Annotated in this window: 13 protein-coding genes and 1 pseudogene; 2 read left to right on the top strand and 12 right to left on the bottom strand. The window is 47.6% G+C overall.

Going from position 1 to position 20,380, the window contains the following annotated elements; genetic code table 11:
* Positions 1-220 precede the first annotated feature (220 nt).
* The 4 genes from gltB to thpR form a co-directional block, all read right to left on the bottom strand.
* A complete protein-coding gene (gltB, locus tag H065_RS0109660) occupies positions 221-4,822 on the bottom strand; it encodes a glutamate synthase large subunit (RefSeq protein ID WP_017812848.1) in 4,602 nt (1,533 codons plus the stop codon).
* 607 nt (positions 4,823-5,429) lie between these two features.
* Positions 5,430-6,116, bottom strand: coding sequence for a metal-dependent hydrolase (locus tag H065_RS0109655; RefSeq protein ID WP_017812847.1), 687 nt, complete (start codon positions 6,114-6,116; stop codon positions 5,430-5,432).
* 111 nt (positions 6,117-6,227) lie between these two features.
* Entirely contained in the window at positions 6,228-7,043 is an 816-nt protein-coding gene (locus tag H065_RS0109650; RefSeq protein ID WP_017812846.1) for a cell wall hydrolase, read from the bottom strand.
* A 299-nt stretch (positions 7,044-7,342) separates the two neighbouring features.
* Positions 7,343-7,915 (bottom strand): RNA 2',3'-cyclic phosphodiesterase, encoded by a 573-nt coding sequence (gene thpR / locus H065_RS0109645; protein WP_017812845.1) that lies wholly within the window; start codon positions 7,913-7,915, stop codon positions 7,343-7,345.
* A gap of 296 nt (positions 7,916-8,211) precedes the next feature.
* Here thpR and H065_RS0109640 point away from each other — a divergent pair, with 296 nt between their 5' ends.
* Complete coding sequence (locus H065_RS0109640; RefSeq protein WP_017812844.1) at positions 8,212-9,165, top strand: D-2-hydroxyacid dehydrogenase; 954 nt, start codon at positions 8,212-8,214, stop codon at positions 9,163-9,165.
* A gap of 179 nt (positions 9,166-9,344) precedes the next feature.
* Here H065_RS0109640 and H065_RS0109635 read toward each other — a convergent pair whose 3' ends face one another.
* The 5 genes from H065_RS0109635 to H065_RS0109615 all read right to left on the bottom strand — a co-directional run bounded on the left by H065_RS0109635 (position 9,345) and on the right by H065_RS0109615 (position 15,959).
* The gene (locus tag H065_RS0109635) at positions 9,345-10,283 is read right to left on the bottom strand and encodes an MsnO8 family LLM class oxidoreductase (protein ID WP_017812843.1); all 939 of its coding nucleotides are present in this window, start codon (positions 10,281-10,283) and stop codon (positions 9,345-9,347) included.
* A gap of 209 nt (positions 10,284-10,492) precedes the next feature.
* The gene (locus tag H065_RS0109630) at positions 10,493-11,911 is read right to left on the bottom strand and encodes a deoxyguanosinetriphosphate triphosphohydrolase family protein (RefSeq protein ID WP_017812842.1); all 1,419 of its coding nucleotides are present in this window, start codon (positions 11,909-11,911) and stop codon (positions 10,493-10,495) included.
* Between the two features lie 348 nt (positions 11,912-12,259).
* Positions 12,260-13,156, bottom strand: a complete 897-nt coding sequence (gene nikC / locus H065_RS0109625) for a nickel transporter permease (RefSeq protein WP_017812841.1) — start codon at positions 13,154-13,156, stop codon at positions 12,260-12,262.
* An 11-nt stretch (positions 13,157-13,167) separates the two neighbouring features.
* Positions 13,168-14,172, bottom strand: coding sequence for an ABC transporter permease (locus H065_RS0109620; protein ID WP_017812840.1), 1,005 nt, complete (start codon positions 14,170-14,172; stop codon positions 13,168-13,170).
* A 146-nt stretch (positions 14,173-14,318) separates the two neighbouring features.
* Entirely contained in the window at positions 14,319-15,959 is a 1,641-nt protein-coding gene (locus H065_RS0109615; RefSeq protein ID WP_017812839.1) for an ABC transporter substrate-binding protein, read from the bottom strand.
* A gap of 459 nt (positions 15,960-16,418) precedes the next feature.
* Between H065_RS0109615 and H065_RS0109610 the strand changes: the two genes are divergently transcribed.
* Positions 16,419-18,314 (top strand): 5'-nucleotidase C-terminal domain-containing protein, encoded by a 1,896-nt coding sequence (locus tag H065_RS0109610; RefSeq protein WP_017812838.1) that lies wholly within the window; start codon positions 16,419-16,421, stop codon positions 18,312-18,314.
* Positions 18,315-18,570: 256 nt separating this feature from the next.
* Here the strand turns inward: H065_RS0109610 and H065_RS0109605 are convergent, their stop codons facing one another.
* From H065_RS0109605 to H065_RS0109595, 3 genes and pseudogenes are all read right to left on the bottom strand, one after another.
* Positions 18,571-18,849 (bottom strand): holin, encoded by a 279-nt coding sequence (locus tag H065_RS0109605; protein WP_017812837.1) that lies wholly within the window; start codon positions 18,847-18,849, stop codon positions 18,571-18,573.
* A 23-nt stretch (positions 18,850-18,872) separates the two neighbouring features.
* Entirely contained in the window at positions 18,873-19,832 is a 960-nt protein-coding gene (locus H065_RS0109600; RefSeq protein WP_017812836.1) for a glycoside hydrolase family 25 protein, read from the bottom strand.
* 127 nt (positions 19,833-19,959) lie between these two features.
* Positions 19,960-20,358: pseudogene (locus H065_RS0109595) on the bottom strand (phage holin family protein); the annotation flags it as partial.
* Positions 20,359-20,380 lie beyond the last annotated feature (22 nt).

The following is a 20,380-nucleotide window of genomic DNA, read 5'->3' as shown; positions in this document are numbered from 1 at the left end:
GGCATACCCAGCCAGTGCTTGGCGTTATCATTGTAACACTGCCCTGATGATAAAAAAAGAACCCGTAGGCTCCGCTCGAGGATCGGATGATCTGCAGCTTATGCTACCAGACCATTCCAATTCCACGATTGGATTCCACGGATTCTCTAATCTATCTTTGATGCTGTGTTATTCCAAAATATCAAATATCGCCAGCATCATCATGAGACCTGCAAGCAAACTACGCACCAGAACGGGCCAGTTCACGCATATTGGCCTCGAAGGCAGCGAGCAATGCCGCTTCGCCAGTCAGACCGCTTTCGTGAACTTTGCGGATTTGTTCGGTCATCCGTTTGTAGTCTTTTGGAATGACACGTACGAAATCCTGGGATTGATGTTCCCAATCTTCCAGTACCCGCTGCCCTGCCGGACTGCCGGTATAACGAACATGACGCTCGATCAGTGCACGCACTTCTTCCAGCTCTTCCGGTTCATCCAGAGATTCCAGCAGCACCATCTCCAGATTGCAGCGTCCGACAAAATCATGACTCGGATCAAGTACATACGCTACACCACCGGACATTCCCGCTGCAAAGTTACGACCGGTTGTACCCAGTACGACAACACGTCCGCCAGTCATATATTCGCAGCCATGATCACCGGTACCTTCTACTACGATATTCGCACCGGAGTTACGAACGGCAAACCGCTCGCCCGCAATACCGTTAATATACGCTTCACCGCTGGTAGCTCCGTAGAGTGCCGTATTACCGATAATGATATTGTCTTCAGCTGCAAAGGTCGCCTGGGCATCCGGTTTGACGATGATTTTACCACCGGACAATCCTTTGCCGACATAGTCATTACAATCGCCTTCGACCTGAAGTGTCATCCCTTTCGGTACGAATGCGCCAAAGCTCTGACCTGCCGAACCTTTGAAATTGAAAGTAATTGTATCTTCCGGCAGACCTGCTGCCCCGTATTTACGAGTAACCTCACTGCCAAGAATCGTTCCGGTTGCCCGGTTTACGTTGCAGATGGCAAGCTCCGCTTGTACACGGCTGCCGTTCTCCAGAGCAGACGCCGCCAGTGGAAGCAGCTGCTGCATATCCAGCGTCTCTTCCAGCTGATGATTCTGCTGCTGTACATTGAAGCGTTCGCTGCCTTCCGGAAGCTTAGGCTCATGCAGCAGTACAGACAGATCCAGTCCTTTTTTCTTCCAGTGATCTGCAGCATTGGCAGCATCCAGACAATCCAGACGGCCTACCATTTCCTGAACAGTACGGAAACCAAGCTCTGCCATAATTTCGCGCAGATCTTCTGCCACAAACTTCATGAAGTTTACTACATGTTCCGGATCACCGGTGAAGTTTTTGCGCAGTTCTGGGTTTTGCGTCGCTACGCCAACCGGACAGGTATCCATCTGACAGACACGCATCATAATACAACCCAGCGTTACGAGTGGTGCGGTAGAGAAACCATATTCCTCGGCACCGAGCAGTGCAGCTACCGCAAGATCGCGTCCGCTCAGCATTTTGCCGTCCGTTTCCAGTACAACACGATCACGCAGATTGTTCATGATCAGCGTCTGCTGGGTCTCTGCCAGTCCAAGTTCCCACGGCAGACCCGCATGGCGGATCGAACCCTGTGGAGAAGCTCCTGTACCACCATCATACCCGCTGACGAGGATAATATCGGCACGTCCTTTGGCAACACCGGCTGCAATCGTGCCGACACCCACTTCGGATACGAGCTTCACGTTGATCGCTGCACGAGGGTTGGCATTTTTGAGATCATAGATCAGTTCGGCCAGATCCTCGATCGAATAAATATCATGATGCGGCGGCGGTGAGATCAGGCCTACACCCGGTGTGGAACCACGCACTTCCGCTACCCATGGATAGACTTTACGGCCTGGCAGCTGTCCGCCTTCACCCGGCTTGGCACCCTGTGCCATTTTGATCTGGATTTCGTCGGCATTGACCAAATAGTTGGATGTTACGCCAAACCGCCCGGACGCAACCTGTTTGATCGCACTACGGCGGGAATCGCCATTGGCATCCGGTACGAAGCGCGCAGGGTCTTCTCCGCCTTCGCCCGTGTTACTCTTGCCGCCGATCCGGTTCATCGCGATTGCCAGACTCTCATGTGCTTCTTTGCTGATCGAACCAAACGACATCGCACCGGTCTTGAAGCGGCGCATGATCGATTCGATTGGCTCTACTTCTTCCAGTGGAATCGGTGCCCCATTTGGCTTGAACTGCAGCATCGAGCGCAGGGTCAAACGCTGTTCATTCTCACCCTCGACCAGAGCAGCGTATTTTTTGTAGAGCTTGTAATCACCGGTACGTACAGCATGCTGCAGCAGATGAATCGTCTGCGGGTTGAACAAATGCTGCTCCCCGTCATTACGCCACTGATAATCGCCACCGGAATCCAGTACACGATCATTACCGTCTTTATCCGTAAAAGCACGAGTATGTTGTGACAGGGCTTCCTGAGCCACTTCTTCCAGACCAATTCCGCCAATCCGGGAAGGTGTCCAGGTAAAGTATTGATCCACAAAGTCCTGCTTCAGACCAACAGCTTCGAAGATCTGTGCGCCGCGATAGGATTGAATTGTAGAAATTCCCATTTTAGACAGAATCTTGACGACACCTTTGGTGACGGCTTTGATATAGTTTTTGACCGCTTTGTCATGAGAGATGCCACGCAGCAGACCTTGCTTGATCATATCCTGCATCGTCTCGAATGCGAGATATGGATTGACTGCGCTGATACCATAACCAAGTAGCAATGCAAAATGATGCACGTCACGCGGCTCACCGGATTCGAGCAGCAGGCTGACACGGGTACGTGTTCCTTGGCGAATCAGATGGTGATGCAGACATGCTACTGCCAGTAGCGCCGGTATTGCCGCATTATCCTTGTCTGTACCACGGTCGGACAGAATCAGGAAATTATGGCCTTTGGCGATAACACGGTCTGCTGCTTCACATAGATTAACCAGTGCAGCACGCAGTCCTTCGGCACCTTTGGATGCCTCAAAGAAGATTGGAATCGTCATTGCCTTGAAGCCCGGACGACGTACATGACGTACTTTGGCAAAATCTTCATTGGACAAAATAGGTGTATTCAAAATAATCTGACGACAGCTCTCCGGCTGCGGATCGAGCAGATTGCGCTCCGGTCCGATCGCTGTAGCTGTCGAGGTCACAATCTCCTCACGAATCGCATCGATCGGTGGATTGGTTACCTGGGCAAACATTTGCTTGAAATAGTTATACAGGCGCTGCGGCTGATCCGATAAAACAGCCAGCGGTGCATCATAGCCCATCGAGCCAATCGCTTCTGCTCCGGTAGTTGCCATCGGTTCGATCACCTTGCGCAATTCTTCAAAGGTATAACCAAATGCCAGCTGCAGCTGCTGTACATTATCATGATCCGGCTGAATCGCTTCCGGTGCTTCCGGAACTTCTTCCAGATTCATGAGATGTTCTTCCAACCACTCGGCATAAGGCTGCTCGGAAGCGATCTTTTCCTTGATTTCTTCATCGGAAATGATACGGCCTTCCTGTGTATCGATCAGTAGCATCCGTCCAGGACGCAGCCGGTCTTTGTATAAAATATCCTCTGCCGGTATATCGAGTACACCGACTTCGGAAGAGAGAATAATCCGATCGTCTTTGGTTACATAATAACGCGCCGGGCGCAGACCATTACGGTCAAGCATCGCACCAATCTGAATACCATCGGTAAATGCCATAGCGGCAGGTCCATCCCATGGTTCCATCAGACAGCTATGATACTGGTAAAACGCCTTTTTCTTCTCATCCATGGTGTCGTGATTGCTCCACGGCTCCGGTACCATCATCATCGCTACATGCGGCAGGGAACGTCCATTCAGATAAAGGAACTCCAGCGTATTATCAAACATCGCCGTATCCGAACCATCCGGGTTGATAACCGGACGGATCTTGTCGATATCCGCGCCGAATACTTCACTCTCGAACAGGGATTGACGGGCATGCATCCAGTTCACATTACCACGCATCGTGTTGATCTCACCGTTATGAATCATAAAACGATACGGATGGGCACGATCCCAGCTTGGGAACGTATTGGTACTGAAACGGGAATGCACGAGTGCCATCGCCGATTCAAACTCTTCATCTCGCAGATCGATATAGAATTCTCCGACCTGGGCAGTTGTCAGCATCCCTTTGTAGACGACTTTGCGACAGGACAGACTTGGAATGTAGAACGTCTCTCCACCCGCTTCTTCCGCAAAACGAATATGACGTTCTGCCAGACGGCGAATGACATACAGCTTGCGTTCAAAAGACAGCTCATCCTGACCTTGCAGCGCCTCACTGCGTCCAATGAAAAACTGGCGTACAACCGGCTTCGCATCTTTGGCGGACTTGCCGAGCGTATTGTCATCCGTCGGTACGGTACGTGCTCCGAGATATACCTGACCTTCCTGCTCAATAATACTTTTCAGCACAGCTTCATGACGGCTGCGCAGCTCTTCATCACGGGACAAGAAAACAATGGCTACACCGTATTGTCCCTTTTCGGGCAGTTCAAATCCGTTTGCACGGGCTTCCTTAACAAAAAAGCGATGTGGAATCTGGACCATAATACCGGCTCCGTCACCGGAATTCGGTTCACTGCCCTGACCGCCGCGGTGCTCCATGTTCTCGAGCATCGTGAGTGCCTGACTAACAATCTGGTGACTAGGTGTTCCTTTGATATGCGCGGTAAATCCCATACCGCAGGCATCTTTTTCAAACTGCGGGTCATAAAGACCCTGCTTCGGAGGTAAACCTGTAATGTTCATAATACGCAACCTTTCTATTATGAAGTGAAATGTCAGAAGATGAGCCAGAGGACGGCCATACGAAGAAGAATGCTGCTAAAGGATAGGGTATACAAAACAGACTGCTCTCTCCATTCATCGGGATATACATCTCTGCAGATTCGAATGCAATGGAAGCAGCCTATTTGAATATAAAGTTTGGGAGTAACAGCGGAAGAATAATTATCCACTTATGGATTCAAGCGACTTACTCAGCGTATGTGATATAGTTGTAACCTAATGGGTTTTATACATTTTAACACTGAGCTCACATCATAGCAATTCAAACTTTTTATATATCCGATAAATTATTATTTTGCGTCAAAGCATTAGTGTGATAACGCAGCACAATATATTATAGTGTATGATTATACATTATAATTAATATTATATTCAATTATTTTATTGGACTATTTGGATATTAAACAGCGTCAGACCAAAAAGCGCCCGGCTCCATCTTACAGAGCCGGGCGCTTCCTTGGCAGAATCAAAGCTATTTATTTATCCAGAGAAGTACATAACTGCTTGTCCGGACTATTTGGAGTTACTCATTAACCAATTCTTACACTCAATCATGCATACGCATAGATTAAATATCTACACTTTCGCCAACCTGGAGCACAGAGCCCTTCAGGCCTTTCTTTTGCAATTCCGCCACAAAAGCATCTCCATCCTGCTCGATCGGCGGGAAGGTATTGTAGTGCACAGGGATGACATGACCAGCTTTGATCCATTCGGCAGCCAGCAGTGCATCTTCGGGCCCCATGGTATAGAAGTCACCAATCGGCAGTGCAGCTACGTCGATAGTACTCAATTCGCCGATCAGCTTCATATCGCCGAACAGTGCGGTATCGCCTGCATGGTACAGCGTTTTGCCACCCATAGTCAGCAGGATACCTGCAGGTTCGCCCAGATAAATGGTCTGATCTCCATCCTGAATGGAAGACGTATGGAACGCGAGTGTGAATTTGACTTTGAATCCGTCAAATTGCTTGGCTCCGCCCAGATTCATCCCTACTACTTCGGGAGCTCCCTGTCTGGCTGCATACTGTGCCAATTCAACGATTGCAATCACCGGACAATTATTATTCTTGGCAATCTCCACTGTGTCACCGTAGTGATCACCGTGACCATGTGTCAGAATAACCGCATCCACCTGGATGTCTTTGGGATCAACATTGACTTGTGGATTGCCGGACAGAAATGGGTCGATAATGACCTTTTTGCCGCCTTCTTCGACCAGCAGACAGGATTGACCGTAATATGTGATTTTCATGGATGAAGCACCTCCGGGATTGAATTGATTTTCCACCGTTTATTGTATCATCATCCGCAGCAGAAGTGTAACTTCGCACGGCAGACAGAACAAGCTCCAGCAATCGGCAGCTTATTTATAAAACGTATGGTGACCAATTTTCTCTACCTTGGTACGGGTATTGGGAATATCAAAATCTGTCGCCAGGGAAAGCGACACAAAATAATACGTATTGTCCGGAACTTCCTTTTGGCCTTCCAATGCTGCACGTACAGCTTTTACCGAATCGGCGTTAGGTGTCACACGCTCGAATCTGCCATTGGTTACCGGAGAAAATTGATATCTTTGATAGATTACATCTTTAATCGTGTCGGGGAAATTAGCGGACCGCAGCCGGTTTAAGACAACATTGGCAACTGCCACTTTGCCTTCGTACGGTTCGCCTTCAGCCTCTGCCATAACAATACGTTCGAGCAGGAGCTGTTCTTTATCAGACAATGCGTAGGTCCAGGTAGCCTGAGATTTATTACTCTGGCTAAGCAGCTTTGTCCGAGTAAAGTATAAGTGGGTTGGAGTGGAATCACTAATGGACGAACTTGCCGTCACTGCCGCCGGCATTGCTTTTGCCTTGGCTGTAGCGGTGTTCGCCTTGATTTGTGCAGCTTTTTTCTTGTGCTGTTCCGCTTTGAGTGCTGCAGCTTGTTCTGACTTGACCTGATGAATCAATTTTTGGGTATGATTCTCGTTCCATGTCATAAATGTAGTGCCGATCCTGACATTCTGGGCATGATGAACCGAACCCGCCGGCTGTGCACCCCATGCAGGCAGCTCAGTAAAGGATTGTTCGCTCGTCATTTTGGAATCCATCCAGAAAGGGAGGGACATAACGAATATAAAAAGCACGCCGAGTAAAGGCGTAATCCACTGATTGCGTCTAATAAAATCCATTTTCTTCCTCCAGTACTGTTAGCATACTCCTAACCCTATGTAACCTTTTTGACCTTCCATTTGAATACACCAACATTCAAATTTTGAATCACATGTGGTTCACAGTGTTATTTCGCCTCCGGTGATGCAGAGCAATGCCAACTTGAATTTGAATCTCCGAATTTGCCGAAATTCAATAATTATTTGAGCATGATTATCATGCTATTCCCCTACAAAATGCTGCGGGATTGCAGCAGCAAGTATATTATTATAAGTTGTTTACTTTTGTCAAATTGACAAATTCACGATTTTAGGTATAGTCACTGTCCAAGAAGCGGAAATTGACCTGCTACCTCATACATTGGCTGATGCCCCAAACGGGTCCGATACAGTACAAATTCCTCCACCAGCCAGCAATCCGGTGAGGGATAAAGATCAGTAGAAAGGTCTGCAAACGGCTCGTTACCATTATATTTACGAGCTACTGTCAGATGCGGATAATAAGGACGCTGCTCCGGTACGAATCCAAGCGGTATACATGCTTGCTGTACTCCTGATTGCAGATGATGCAGACTATCCGTATCTCCCTCCGGTCCGATCCATAACACTCGCGGAGCCAAAGGATTGCCGAATATTCCAACGGGCCCCAGCTGCAACTGAAAGGGCTGGCTCTCTGCGGCTGTCTTTTGTAGAGCCGTGCAAAGCTGCGGCAATTGCTCTACATCCACGTCGCCAAAAAACTGGAGTGTAATATGCATATCCTCAGCATAGGTCCAGCGGCGGAACAAGTAATGTTCTTGTACCATCCTGCTCCACGCAGCTAATGTCTGTGATGCCTCACCCTTGATTGGCACAGCTGCAAATACACGTTCCTGTCCGGGCTGGGTTCCCATCCTTACACTCCCTTTCTATCCTTTTTACATTTGAATAAGTAATTGAAGTTGTCGTACACTATATCACCGTTTAATTACGAACACCTGTTCCGAACGATCTCAACCAGTATACACTAATCTTCAAAACTGTGCAAAACGATTAATTGATATTTTAGTTCGGATTCGATCTGGAGCCATTCAGGTAATAGCATAAAATACAGTCTTCTTTCATAAAAGCAATTTGGTATACAGGAGTTAATTTGTTATCATTTGGAAGATAACGCACATTATTATGTATTCACCGGGGAGGTATATTTATGTCCAAAATCGTTGTTCTTCAGGAACTCACCGAATCACAGAAGCAGAAAGTACAAGAAGCTGCACCATCGTATGAGATTGTTACCGTTCCGGTTCGCGACACTACGGATGCCATACTCGCCGAAGCAGAAATTATCCTCGGCTGGTCACGCAAGCTTCAGGATTTCATTTTATCGGATAACTGTCCTGTAAAATGGATACAAACCTGGTCGGCAGGCGTGGATAAAATGCCTATGGAGCAGCTGGAGCACAAACAGGTGATGTTAACCAGTGCCAACGGCGTACACACTATCCCGATCTCGGAGCAGATTTTTGCCTACATGCTTGCGTTTTCACGCAATCTGCACCGGGCCATTCGTAACCAGACAAAGCATGCCTGGGATGAGAGTGGAACATTTACCGAGCTCCACGGCAAGACTATTGTAATTGTAGGAGTCGGTAATATTGGAGCAGGTACAGCACAGCTCGCCAAAGCATTTGGTATGCGAACGATTGGTGTGCGACGTTCCGGTAAGGATCAGGATGGAATCGATCAGATGTATACGATGGAACAGCTTGATGAAGCACTCGGGCAAGGGGATTATGTAGTCAATATTTTGCCGCTTACCCAGGAGACCAAGCAGCTGTTTAACCGGGAGCGGTTTGCCGTGATGAAAGACAGCAGTATATTTATTAATGTGGGCCGCGGTCCTTCGGTCGATACGGATGCACTGGTGGAAGCTCTCCAATCCGGAAGTATCGCGGGAGCAGGACTTGATGTATTTGATCCCGAGCCGCTGCCGGAAGATCATGCGCTTTGGGATATGGATCAGGTCATCATTACTCCTCATATTGCAGGCAGCAATGAGCATTATACCGACCGTGTCATTGACATTTTTACCGAAAATCTCAAAGCCTATCAGCAGGATCAGACCCTGCCTGTCAATCTGGTGGATTATAGCAGACAATACTAATTTTAGTGTGAATAAATAAGCAATATTGTACTATAAAAAGAGGCGATTTCCGCTATGGGAAACGCCTCTTTTTAGGTTTGTAAATCAGGATAATCCCTGATTTTCGTAGTTATATCGAACTGTATATTCAATCACTACATGTAATAAATATATCATTTCCAAGGTTGTAGCAGTATTTATTAGTTTGGTTGAGGTGTCCATGAGGCAATCGATTCATAGACGTTAATACGCTCTTGATAACGATTAAGCGGACAAATTAGCAGTAGTTCATCCGCCCTATATCGAAGACTTAATTCCTGAAATTGCTGCCAGATTGATTGCTGACCACCCACAATAGGGGCAGGAATCTCTTCGCCGATTGATGCAATACCTGCAGGCGAAGTTTTCCAACGTTCATACAATCGTTCCGCTTCCTGGTCGGTCTGTCCAGCGATCACCTTTACAGCGAGTATGACCCGCGGCTCCGTATGCAAGGCAGAAGGCTGGAAATTCTCCCGATAATGTTCGACTGCAGCTTCTCCATCACTACCGCTCATAAAATAACCAAATACATATCCGGTACCATTCTGGGCAGCCAGAACTGCACTTTTGCGATTCGTACCGAGCATCCAGCATTCCAGCGGATAAGCCGGTTGCGGTCGAGCCTGCACAAGGGTATCTTCTACCTTGTATTCGTCCTGTAGAAGACTACGCAGATCTCGGACCAGCTCCGGCATCTGGGCAACATGGGACAAATAGTTGCCGCTCAGTGCAATAGCCGCATGTGCCGATCCGCCTGGAGCACGTCCGATACCCAGATCGATACGCCCCGGGTATAAGGCTCCTAGCATTCGAAACGTCTCGGCTACTTTCATCGGACGATAATGCGGCAGTAATACCGCTCCGGCACCGAGGCGTATTGATGAAGTTCGTGCTCCAATATGGGAAAGCAGGATTTCAGGCGCAGTACATGCCAGCTGTGCCATATCATGATGTTCGGATAGCCAAAATCGATGATAACCTGCATTTTCTGCCATGATCGCCAGCTGCACGGAACGCTCCAGTGCAGCCTCTACCGAAGCACCTTCCAGTACAGGCGACATATCCAATATGCCAAGAGGTATTTTCTCGTAAGTCATGGATGCCTCCTCCTCTGTTCATTTTGCAGTCTACGCTTGTCTGATTTACGCAAATAAAATGTTCATTTGCGTGCATACATTATAATAGTAGAAAGTCGTTTGGAAATGGTTTTGTCAGACCTGTTTGGCAGCCAATAGAACAGCTTGAATGACTGTCGACTAAACGTTTAGTAAACATAAAATACGATCTTTATATATCATCAACCCGTTTAGTCCACATCATAGATCGAACCGACTTTGAGACCATATAGTTCATTATAGATCTTCTCGGCAAATGCATCGGTCATGCCGGCGATATAATCAATAATCATACGCTCCCAAGTCCATACCGGCTCCGGACTCGCCTGATCATGTTCAAAACGCTGTAGCCAATCGGGAGGAATAATGGCCATGGAGGTCTCCTGATCGACAAAGGCTTTCCACAGACGGCGAATAATCCATTCGCTGCGCTTTTGCAGACGCTGCACCCGCAGATCACGGATCATGGTTACCCAGGCGAAGCTTTTGAGTACACTTACGGTACGCAGCATATCTTCATCTTCACGGTTGTTCGAGACAAAGGTGATTTTTTTCCAATTCTGGTCTTCAATAACGCCAAGCTGACTGACAAAATGGTTTACCCAATACGCTTTGACTTCACGGCGAGTACGGGAGTAATCCAGTCCACAAGTAGGCAGCTTCTCTCCCCATACACGCAGATAGGCATTCAGCACTTCATCGACTTTGGCTTCAATCTGCTCATTGTCCCACCCTTTCCAGAATCGGTCTTCCAGGGTAGTAATTTTCTCCATGATCAGGCGGCGGATATGAGGATCATGCATGAAATGCTCATGCACCTCAATTTTGCCTGCCTTGATGCCATCCTCCAAATCATGTGCCGAATAGGCAATATCATCACAAAGATCCATCAACTGTGCTTCCAGCGTCGTCTTGCCATCGGGAATGCCCCATTTTTCACGAATCTGACGAATATATTGCCATTCATGCTGATACAATCCCTTTTTGTTGACCAGACCCGAGTAAGGATATTTGTTAATGCCCAGCAGGACAGCATCACACAGGTTTAGTCCATTCAGATTCTCCCGCTTCTCCAGAAACATAATGAGCCGGAAATTATGCGCATTACCTTCGAAATGCTCATATTTCTCGCGGATCTGCAGATGTATTTGTGCACGCTCTTGCTCGGACACATCTCTGCCCTTCAGCGTTTCGGCCGTCTTCTGCTCGATCCAGTCTTCCAGAATATGAGCGAGTACTTCCTCTCCTTTGTGTCCAAAAGGGGGATGTCCAAAATCATGCGCAATCGAAGCACATTCGACCACTTCGGGATGTATGATTAGTCCCGGATTCTCTCCGCGCTGCTCATCAATTTCCGGATAACGGCTGAGCAGACTTTTGGCTGCCTGTCTGGCAATCTGGGCGACTTCCAGGGAATGCGTCAGACGGGTACGATAATAGTCACCGGTTCCTGCACCGAATACCTGGGATTTTCCCTGCAACCGGCGAAAGGTCGGCGAATGAATAAGCCGGGAATAATCCCGTTCATAGGCTTCACGCGAAGCTTCATGCTTGTCTTCCTCATATTGACGATGCTCACGCATCGATTTTAATTCTGCAAATTTATCCATATCATGTTCTCCTATATTTTCTGCATCCTCTAACGTGCCAGATTGGAGTGATTATACACATTTTTTAGCCTGTAGGGAAGGATATCCTGTGAACCGATGAATGAGTTATATGCTCTTACGCTTTTATTTAACCGTTTCAGGATATATTTCCCCAGACAGTATACTAGGAATTAGATCATGTTTTTATTTGTCTCTTTATCATTAGACTTACTTCGGTTTGATATCTATACGCTGTCTGTCTTCTCAAAGCTATCCTCTATGCTGCTGGACGCGTCCCCTATATTATAGAAGAAAAAATCCGGATCATCAGATCCGGATTCATTTTATGCGTTTGGATGGAAACAACTATTAGCGGTTTTTGAGCTTCGGATCAAAGGTATCCCGCAGACCGTCTCCCATTAGATTAAATCCAAGCGATGTGAGCAGGATACATAGTCCCGGGAAAATTACTGTCCATGGCGCGGTTTGGATAAATTGACGGGAATCCGACAACATTTTTCCCCACTCCGGATCAGGTGGCTGAGCACCCAATCCAAGGAATCCAAGACCGGCAGCCTCGATAATGGCTGTTGCCACGCCGAGTGTACCCTGCACGATAATCGGTGTGAGACTATTCGGCAGAATATGGCGCAGCAGAATCCGTGAATCCCGGACGCCAATCGCCCGAGCTGCTGTAATAAATTCCTCCTGCCGCAAAGACAGTACGCGGGCACGGACCAATCGGCCGTAGGTAGGAATATTAACAATCGCGATCGCATACAGTGCATTTTGCAAAGAAGGTCCCAGAATGGCAACGATCGCAATCGCCAGCAGAATTCCCGGAAAAGCGAGCAGAATATCGAAGAAACGGGAAATGATCATATCTACCCATTTGCCATAAAATCCGGCTACCAGACCGAGCAGTGTACCGATAATAATCGAACCGACCACAGAAAGTAGCCCTACCCAGAGAGAAATCCGGGCTCCATAGATGGTTCTTGTGAAAATATCCCGTCCCAGATCATCCGTGCCAAACCAGTGCTCTGCCGATGGAGACTGCAATCGCTCCGACAATACCTGAGCCGTATAATCATAAGGCGTAATTAGCGGAGCTAGCAGCGCCAGCAGGACGAAGAACAGAACGATGACCAATCCGACTACTGCTGTTTTGTTGCGCATGAACAGGCGAATCCCATCCCGCCATGGTCCTGACTTGATTTCCTTGAGCTGTGCTCCCGACCCCGTATCCAGTGATGCTTGTGTCATATTCTCACCTCTTACTTGTACTGGATGCGCGGATCAAATAAAGCATAGAGCAGATCCACCAGCAGATTAATAATTACGAACATGACCGCAATAATCAGGATGCCCGATTGGATCACCGGATAATCACGGTTGCTGATTGCTTCATAAATGTATCTTCCCACACCCGGCCAAGCGAAGATCGTCTCGGTCAGTACGGCACCGCCAAGCAGCGCACCCGTCTGAATACCGATAACCGTCAGCACAGGAATAAAGGCATTTTTCAGACCATGCTTGTAAATAACCAGGAATTTGGAAATACCTTTGGCTTTGGCTGTACGGATATAATCGGACTGCATGACTTCCAGCATGCTGGAGCGAGTCATCCGTGCAATAACTGCCATAGGGATCGTCCCCAATGCAATCGATGGCAGAATCAGATGCTTCATCACGGTCCATAGCTGTGACCACTGACCAGAGATTATCGCATCCAATACATAGAATCCGGTAATGCCTTCCATAGGATTACGTGAGTTCATCCGTCCGATCGATGGCAGCCAATGCAGTTCATTGGCAAATATCCACTGCTCCATTAACCCGAGCCAGAAGATCGGCATGGATACGCCGACCAGTGCAATCAGCATACAAATGTAGTCGAACCAGGAATTATGTTTCCATGCGCTCACGATTCCTGCATTTACACCAATAATAATCGCAAATAGCATACTCGCTACAGTCAGTTCTACTGTAGCAGCCAGATAAGGGCCAATTTCTTCTGTAATTGGCTCGCGGGTACGGATAGAATTTCCCAGATCACCGGTCAGCAGATCACCCAGATAGGCAAAATACTGTTCCAGCCAGGGACGATCCAGACCGAGCTGTTCACGCAGTGCCTGCTTGGATTGCTCGGTTGCCTTATCTCCCAGAATCGTATCTGCCGGATCACCAGGAATAGCATGTATAATGGAAAAAACAATCAGTGTCATGCCCAGCAGTACCGGTATCAGTACGAGCAGACGTTTTGCAATATAGGAACCCACGCATTCATCACCCGCCATACGTTCATTTGGATAGTGAAATGACACGACTGCCACTAGGACAACATGTCACTCCAGCTCTCTTGATGCGATAAAACAAAAGAGCGGAAGCACGGAATTCAATCTGCTCTTCCGCTCTTTTTAGTTGTTTACTGCTCGATGTAGATATCTGCGTAAGGCTCCGAACCTGTTGGCGAAGGTGTATAGCCTTTCAGCTTGGACGTTGCAGCCAGTAGTGGTGTAGAGTGTACAAGCGGTACCCATGGTGCGTCTTTTTTGACAATAACCTGAGCCTGCTCATACAGCTTGGCACGTGCATCCTGATCGGTTTCCTGCTGTGCCTGCACCAGTACTTTGTGCAGCGGTTCGCTCACATACTGGCTGTAGTTATTACCTCCGATAGAGTCTTTGTCGAGCAGCGGGTAGAAGAAGTTATCCGGGTCGCCATTATCGCCGGTCCAGCCGATGATGAACAGATCGTCTTTTTCCCCTTTGCTCAGATCATCCAGATAGGTCGCCCACTCTGGTGACTGGATCGATACTTTTACACCGATTTGGGCAAAACTTGCCTGAATGACTTCAGCTACTTTGCGTCCATCCGGCATATACGGACGGGATACCGGCATAGCATAGAATGTCAGTTCCTGATCAATACCGTTTGGATAACCGGCATCTGCCAGCAGCTGCTTGGCTTTGGCCAGATCAAACGGATAATCTTCGACACTCTTGTTATAGCCCCACAGCGTTGGTGGGATCGGGTTCACTGCAGCCTCTGCCTGTCCGGCAAAGAAAGCGTCAATAATACCTTTTTTATCTACTGCATAGTTGAGTGCTACACGCACTTTGGGATTATCAAATGGTTTTTTGGCTGTATTGAAGCCCAGATAGGCTACATTGAAAGGCGGGCGGTTGAATTTCTGTAGATCCGGATTGCTTTCCAGTGTTGCCAGATCATCCGGGCTCAGATCTTCCATCAGGTCAATCTCGCCGTTTTGCAGCGCATTGAAACGGGCAGTATTATCCGGGATAGCACGAACAATTACCTGATCTACTTTGGGCAGACCCTGCTGCCAGTAATTTGGATTTTTATCGAGTGTAATCGAGTCACTGCGTTTCCATTCCTTGAATACGAATGGGCCGGTACCTACAGGATTCGATTTGAAGTTTTCTTTTTCTTTTTCAATAGCGGAAGGACTGGCAATAGAAAATGGAGGCATAGCCAGATTTTGCAGGAAAGGAGCTTGAGGGTTGTTCAATTGGAACTCAACAGTAGACTCATCTACTGCTTTTACACTTTTGATTACACGTGCTTCTTCTGGACCGAACATGGAATCATAATAGTCAAAGGAGTCTCCTTCGAACTTGAATTCGCTTTTCGGATCATTCCAGCGGTTAAAGTTAAACACGACAGCATCTGCATTAAAATCCGTGCCATCATGGAACTTTACACCCTTACGCAGCTTGAAAGTATACGTCAGACCATCATCAGAAATGGTCCAGCTCTCTGCGAGGGCAGGTTCCACTTCGGTAGTGCCTGATTTGTATGCAAGCAGGGGATCAAATACCTGCTGGGCAATCTTGAGTGACTCTCCATCAGTTACAATCGATGGATCAAGTGCAGCCGAATCGCCACCACGTCCTACAATCAGTTTTCCACCGCCAGCGGATTCTCCACCGGACTCGGAAGCAGCCGGTGCAGCTGAATCGTTGTTGCCGCTGCAGCCTGACAGGATCAGTACAAACGATAAAACCAGTGTAACCATAATTGTCCAACTTTTTCTCACAAGCATTGGCTCCCTTCTGAATGGCAAAATCATGATCAACCCAATCGGCATCCACTATCTCTGTCTCTATATGTATACTATTACAGATAGAAGAAATTGGAATTGACCACAGGATGAATTTAATTTACATTATGATGTCGTGTTTGGCAATGAATTTTTACATATTTTATGATTTTCATTTTAATAACTAACATCAAACGACAGTTTTCGATACATTTTCGCCTTTTTACGGCATTACTGGCTTTATATTTATTTTAGTATCCGCTTACATTTAGTTAAGTGAAGTATTACTTTTATTCCCCTGTTATATTTGGACAATATAGTAATATATTTATGTATTTAATTTCATAATTATGCTAATTTACTAGTTATTTAACAAACAAACTCACTAAAGGTAGTAACACTTTTAATAAAAAACTGCTAGAATGAAGTGATATCAAGCAAAAGGGGAGGCTTATAATACTTATGGTAACAAAAAAAATGATTTTCAGCTTGGCTGTGTCAGCAATGTTCACTTTGAACATGTCCAGCCTGGTACATGCTGCTGCTCCAACTGCTCTAACAGTAGAAGGCATCAAGCAGCAGATTGAACAGGATGCGGGAACAGGTACGCATATCACTCTCTTACATACGAACGATGTTCATGCTCATGCCCTGGAAGAGTCTCCATATATGGGACTTGCCAAAATTGCCGGACTTGCCGATCTGTATCGGGAAGCCAATCCGAATACACTGCTCGTAGATGACGGAGACGCTGTACACGGTACTTCATTTGCTACTCTTGTTCGCGGCGAGAGTATTATCAAAGTCATGAACGAAATGAACTTTGCAGCATTGACGCCAGGTAACCATGAGTTCGACTATGGTTATGAACGACTGGTGGAATTGTCCAAAATGGCTAATTTCCCGTTTATCTCTGCCAATCTCACTCAAAAGGATACCGGCGCTGCTCCTTTTGAGCCTTATATCATCCGTGAAGTAAATGGTGTAAAAATCGGATTCTTCGGTCTGACTACACCAGAGACGGCTTACAAAACCAATCCTAATAACGTAACCAATGTCAGCTTTACAGATCCTACCGAAGCTGCTCGCAAAATGGTAGCCGAGCTGCAGGGCAAAGTTGATGTTATCGTAGCACTGGGTCATATCGGTATGGATCAATCTACTGAACAGACCAGTATTGATATTGTCAACGCTGTGCCAGGTATCGATGTATTTATCGATGGTCACAGTCATACCCTGCTGGAAAAAGGGCAGCTGGAAAATGGTACCCTGATCGCCAGTACGGGTGAATACGGCGAGCATCTGGGTGTCGTCGACCTGTGGGTCGACAAAGGGGATGTAACCAAAAAAGAAGCCTACACCGTAGATGAGAAAGCTGCTGCTGGCGTAACTCCGGATCCGGAAGTTGCCAGTCTGATCACTTCGATCAAGTCTTCCCAGGAGCCAATCCTGAATGAAGAAGTAGCCAAATCCTCTGTACTGCTGGATGGTTCCCGTGAAAAAGTACGCGCAGGCGAAACTAATCTCGGTGACCTGATCACTGACGCGATGCGTTCCGTATCGGGTGCAGATGCAGCTATTACTAATGGCGGTGGTATCCGTGCTTCGATCGACGCCGGATCAGTGACCAAAGGCGATGTCGTTACTGTTCTTCCATTTGGTAACCTGGTCATTTCCATCGATGTGACAGGTGCAGATATTCTGGCAGCTCTGGAAAATGGCGCTACCGACTATCCAACTGCTAAAGGTGCTTTTGCCCATGTATCTGGAATCACGTACAAAATTGATCCTGCCAAACCGGCAGGCAGCCGTGTTCACTCTGTAACGGTAGCGGGTGCACCACTGGATCTGAACAAAACCTACAACGTCGCTACCAATGATTTCCTTGTAGCCGGCGGCGACGAATACAAAATGTTCCTCGGCAAACAGCAGACCGGAACCTACGGAACACTGGACGAAGCACTGATCCAGCATATGCAGTCCCTGGGCAGTGTGGATATGCCAGCATCCGAGAAGCGGATTACAGCAGCACCAACACCGGGCAGTGCTACCAAGCCAGCACCTGCTCCTGCTGACAAACCCGCTGCGACCAAACCGGCAGCTCCAGTCAAGCCTGTGACTCCTGCAAAACCAGCTCCTGCCAAGCCATCAACAGCAACCAAACCAGCTCCTGCCAAACCGACAGCTCCTGCTGCATCATCGGACGCTGATGTATATGTAGTAAAAAGCGGTGATACTCTGTACTCTATCGCCAAAAAACACGGAACAACATGGCAGGAACTGCGGGATACCAATGACTTGACCAATGCCCACTGGATCTATCCAGGTCAAAAACTTGAACTGCCGGATGCTTCGTAATCGATAGTTCAGTGTGCAAGATATGATCCTGGAATGTGGGATATTTAATATGTATGATATGCATACGAATGTAAAGTATTCCAATCAGCTGTAAATACAAAAAGGACCCGGCTATATGCCAGGTCCTTTTTTGGTTTATTAGTATTCATTTCATAGAAGCTTACACTTCTTGCTTCTTAAGTGTACGGTTGAAGACTGTGTAGTCAGTAGTGATCAGAGTGCAGCATATTTCATATTAATACGTTCGGCATAGCCGTTAACGACTTTCTTTGGTCGTTCCGTTTTTCGGATTGAATGCCAGCTCGAACAATCCGGTCGCCGACAGACCACCCAGTCCACCAGCCCACAGCCGAGCAACCAGATCCAATTCGGTAAATGGATAAGCTACTGCACCAATCAGTAGCCCGATCATCATCCCCAACACCGGCACCAGATTTTTAGGAATAGTAATCGCCATTTTGACCATCTGAACAAGTGCCAGAATAATCACAGCCAGTGTAGACGCAAATGCCAGTACATCATTAAACAGTTCCATATCTTTCTCTCCTCTCCCCTATTTCAGATAATTCCTTTGCGATACAGCACAGTAATCAGACGGTAAAAGTCGTAGCTGCCACCTTCCGGATCATCGACAATACCTGCGGCTACTGCTTTGCTGACAGCCTCCTGTGCCCATTCCGGAATCTTCATACTGCGATTGTGCTCTATTTGTTGAACCCGGTTATCCATTTTGCTGATACTGGACTTTAGCATATCCCGGCTGTCGGTTAGAGACGCGATCCGGTCACTTTGTGCCTTGACGGTGGCTTCCAATGCGGTAAAAGCTTTCTTTTCCTCTGCGGTCATGGGCTTTTCATCTCCCTGATGATTGTTATGAGTCTTTGCATATCGGGTCTGCAGCTCACTGATTGTGCCCTGGTATTCATTCAGATCCACGCCGCCTTGAATACCCGGAACCTGACCAGCGTCGGTGTATTGCCAGAAATCCCATTGCTGCCAAGCGGTGCAATCATCCGGTACACGAGTACCGCTGTAGCGGGCGATCCATAGATCATACTCACCGAGACTGCGGTCAAATTGCGCTGCAAAAGCATTCCCCGTGTACACAATGGGACGACAGCTACTCAGACGCTCCACCTCCTGCAGAAAAGTCAGTGCAACAGCGTTGATCTGGCTTCGGCCAAGCTTGCCAGGATTATCCTCATAATCCATCACCGGCGGCAGATCCAGACTGTCCGCTCCGCCTATCTTCTTCAGGCAGTCGATAAAATGAGCAGCTTCTTTTCTGGCAGCGGCTGCATTTTGCGCGTTCAGAAAATGATAGGCGCCCACCAGCATTCCTGCTGCCCGGGCGCCCTGAATATTGGATATAAACCGATCATCGCGGTAGCTTGTTCCTTCACTGGCTTTGACAAAAACAAATTGTTTGCCTGCTGCACGGACCTGATTCCAGTTAATATTGCCCTGCCAGTGGGATACGTCGATACCCTGGGCATTACGCGTGCTTCTCGCCTGCATCCCCGCTCTCCTCCTTTGAATGATGATCCATTTGACGTTCCTGTTGTTCCTGATTTTCTTTGATTTCCTTGATTTCTTTGACGGCTTCCGGCTGGGCTTCATCGATCAGCATTGGATTTTCCGGCGGCGTACTTTTCGATTCAAAAATATGCACGGCGTTGCGAAGAATGTTAGGCATCGGCAGCCCCATTTTACCGGCATTTTCGATGACCGAGAGCAATTCATTCGCCAGATAAAAAAAGATCACGGCATCCTGGAAGTAATGCAAACTTCCCAGCGCCTGATCTATGAAGTGAGCTATAGCAACAACAACGAAAATCGCGACTTTGCGAATGATTCCTTTAAACCCTACCCTACTCTTCAACTCGCCTCTCATCCAGGCAGCCGCCCACCCGGAGAACCAGTCTACAATGACAAGTACCAATAATAAATTAATCAACACATCCCAACCCCCAAACAGGTAGCCCACAGCAGCGCCATACGCTGTCGAAACTACCTTGATGATTTGCGGCCACGGCTCCCCCATCCCCTTCTGCTCCTTTCTCTAC

This window comes from Paenibacillus shenyangensis, from assembly GCF_000346635.1.
GTDB classification, from domain to species: domain Bacteria; phylum Bacillota; class Bacilli; order Paenibacillales; family Paenibacillaceae; genus Saccharibacillus; species Saccharibacillus dauci.
Note: the sequence above shows the minus strand (reverse complement) of the source record. Positions and strands in the feature narration are given on the sequence as shown.

Excerpts from the sequence above, each read along its gene's own strand:
- gltB (WP_017812848.1), bottom strand. The coding sequence starts at position 4,822 with ATGAACATTACAGGTTTACCTCCGAAGCAGGGTCTTTATGACCCGCAG.
- H065_RS0109655 (WP_017812847.1), bottom strand. The coding sequence starts at position 6,116 with ATGAAAATCACATATTACGGTCAATCCTGTCTGCTGGTCGAAGAAGGC.
- H065_RS0109650 (WP_017812846.1), bottom strand. The coding sequence starts at position 7,043 with ATGGATTTTATTAGACGCAATCAGTGGATTACGCCTTTACTCGGCGTG.
- thpR (WP_017812845.1), bottom strand. The coding sequence starts at position 7,915 with ATGGGAACCCAGCCCGGACAGGAACGTGTATTTGCAGCTGTGCCAATC.
- H065_RS0109640 (WP_017812844.1), top strand. The coding sequence starts at position 8,212 with ATGTCCAAAATCGTTGTTCTTCAGGAACTCACCGAATCACAGAAGCAG.
- H065_RS0109635 (WP_017812843.1), bottom strand. The coding sequence starts at position 10,283 with ATGACTTACGAGAAAATACCTCTTGGCATATTGGATATGTCGCCTGTA.
- H065_RS0109630 (WP_017812842.1), bottom strand. The coding sequence starts at position 11,911 with ATGGATAAATTTGCAGAATTAAAATCGATGCGTGAGCATCGTCAATAT.
- nikC (WP_017812841.1), bottom strand. The coding sequence starts at position 13,156 with ATGACACAAGCATCACTGGATACGGGGTCGGGAGCACAGCTCAAGGAA.
- H065_RS0109615 (WP_017812839.1), bottom strand. The coding sequence starts at position 15,959 with ATGCTTGTGAGAAAAAGTTGGACAATTATGGTTACACTGGTTTTATCG.
- H065_RS0109610 (WP_017812838.1), top strand. The coding sequence starts at position 16,419 with ATGGTAACAAAAAAAATGATTTTCAGCTTGGCTGTGTCAGCAATGTTC.
- H065_RS0109605 (WP_017812837.1), bottom strand. The coding sequence starts at position 18,849 with ATGGAACTGTTTAATGATGTACTGGCATTTGCGTCTACACTGGCTGTG.
- H065_RS0109600 (WP_017812836.1), bottom strand. The coding sequence starts at position 19,832 with ATGCAGGCGAGAAGCACGCGTAATGCCCAGGGTATCGACGTATCCCAC.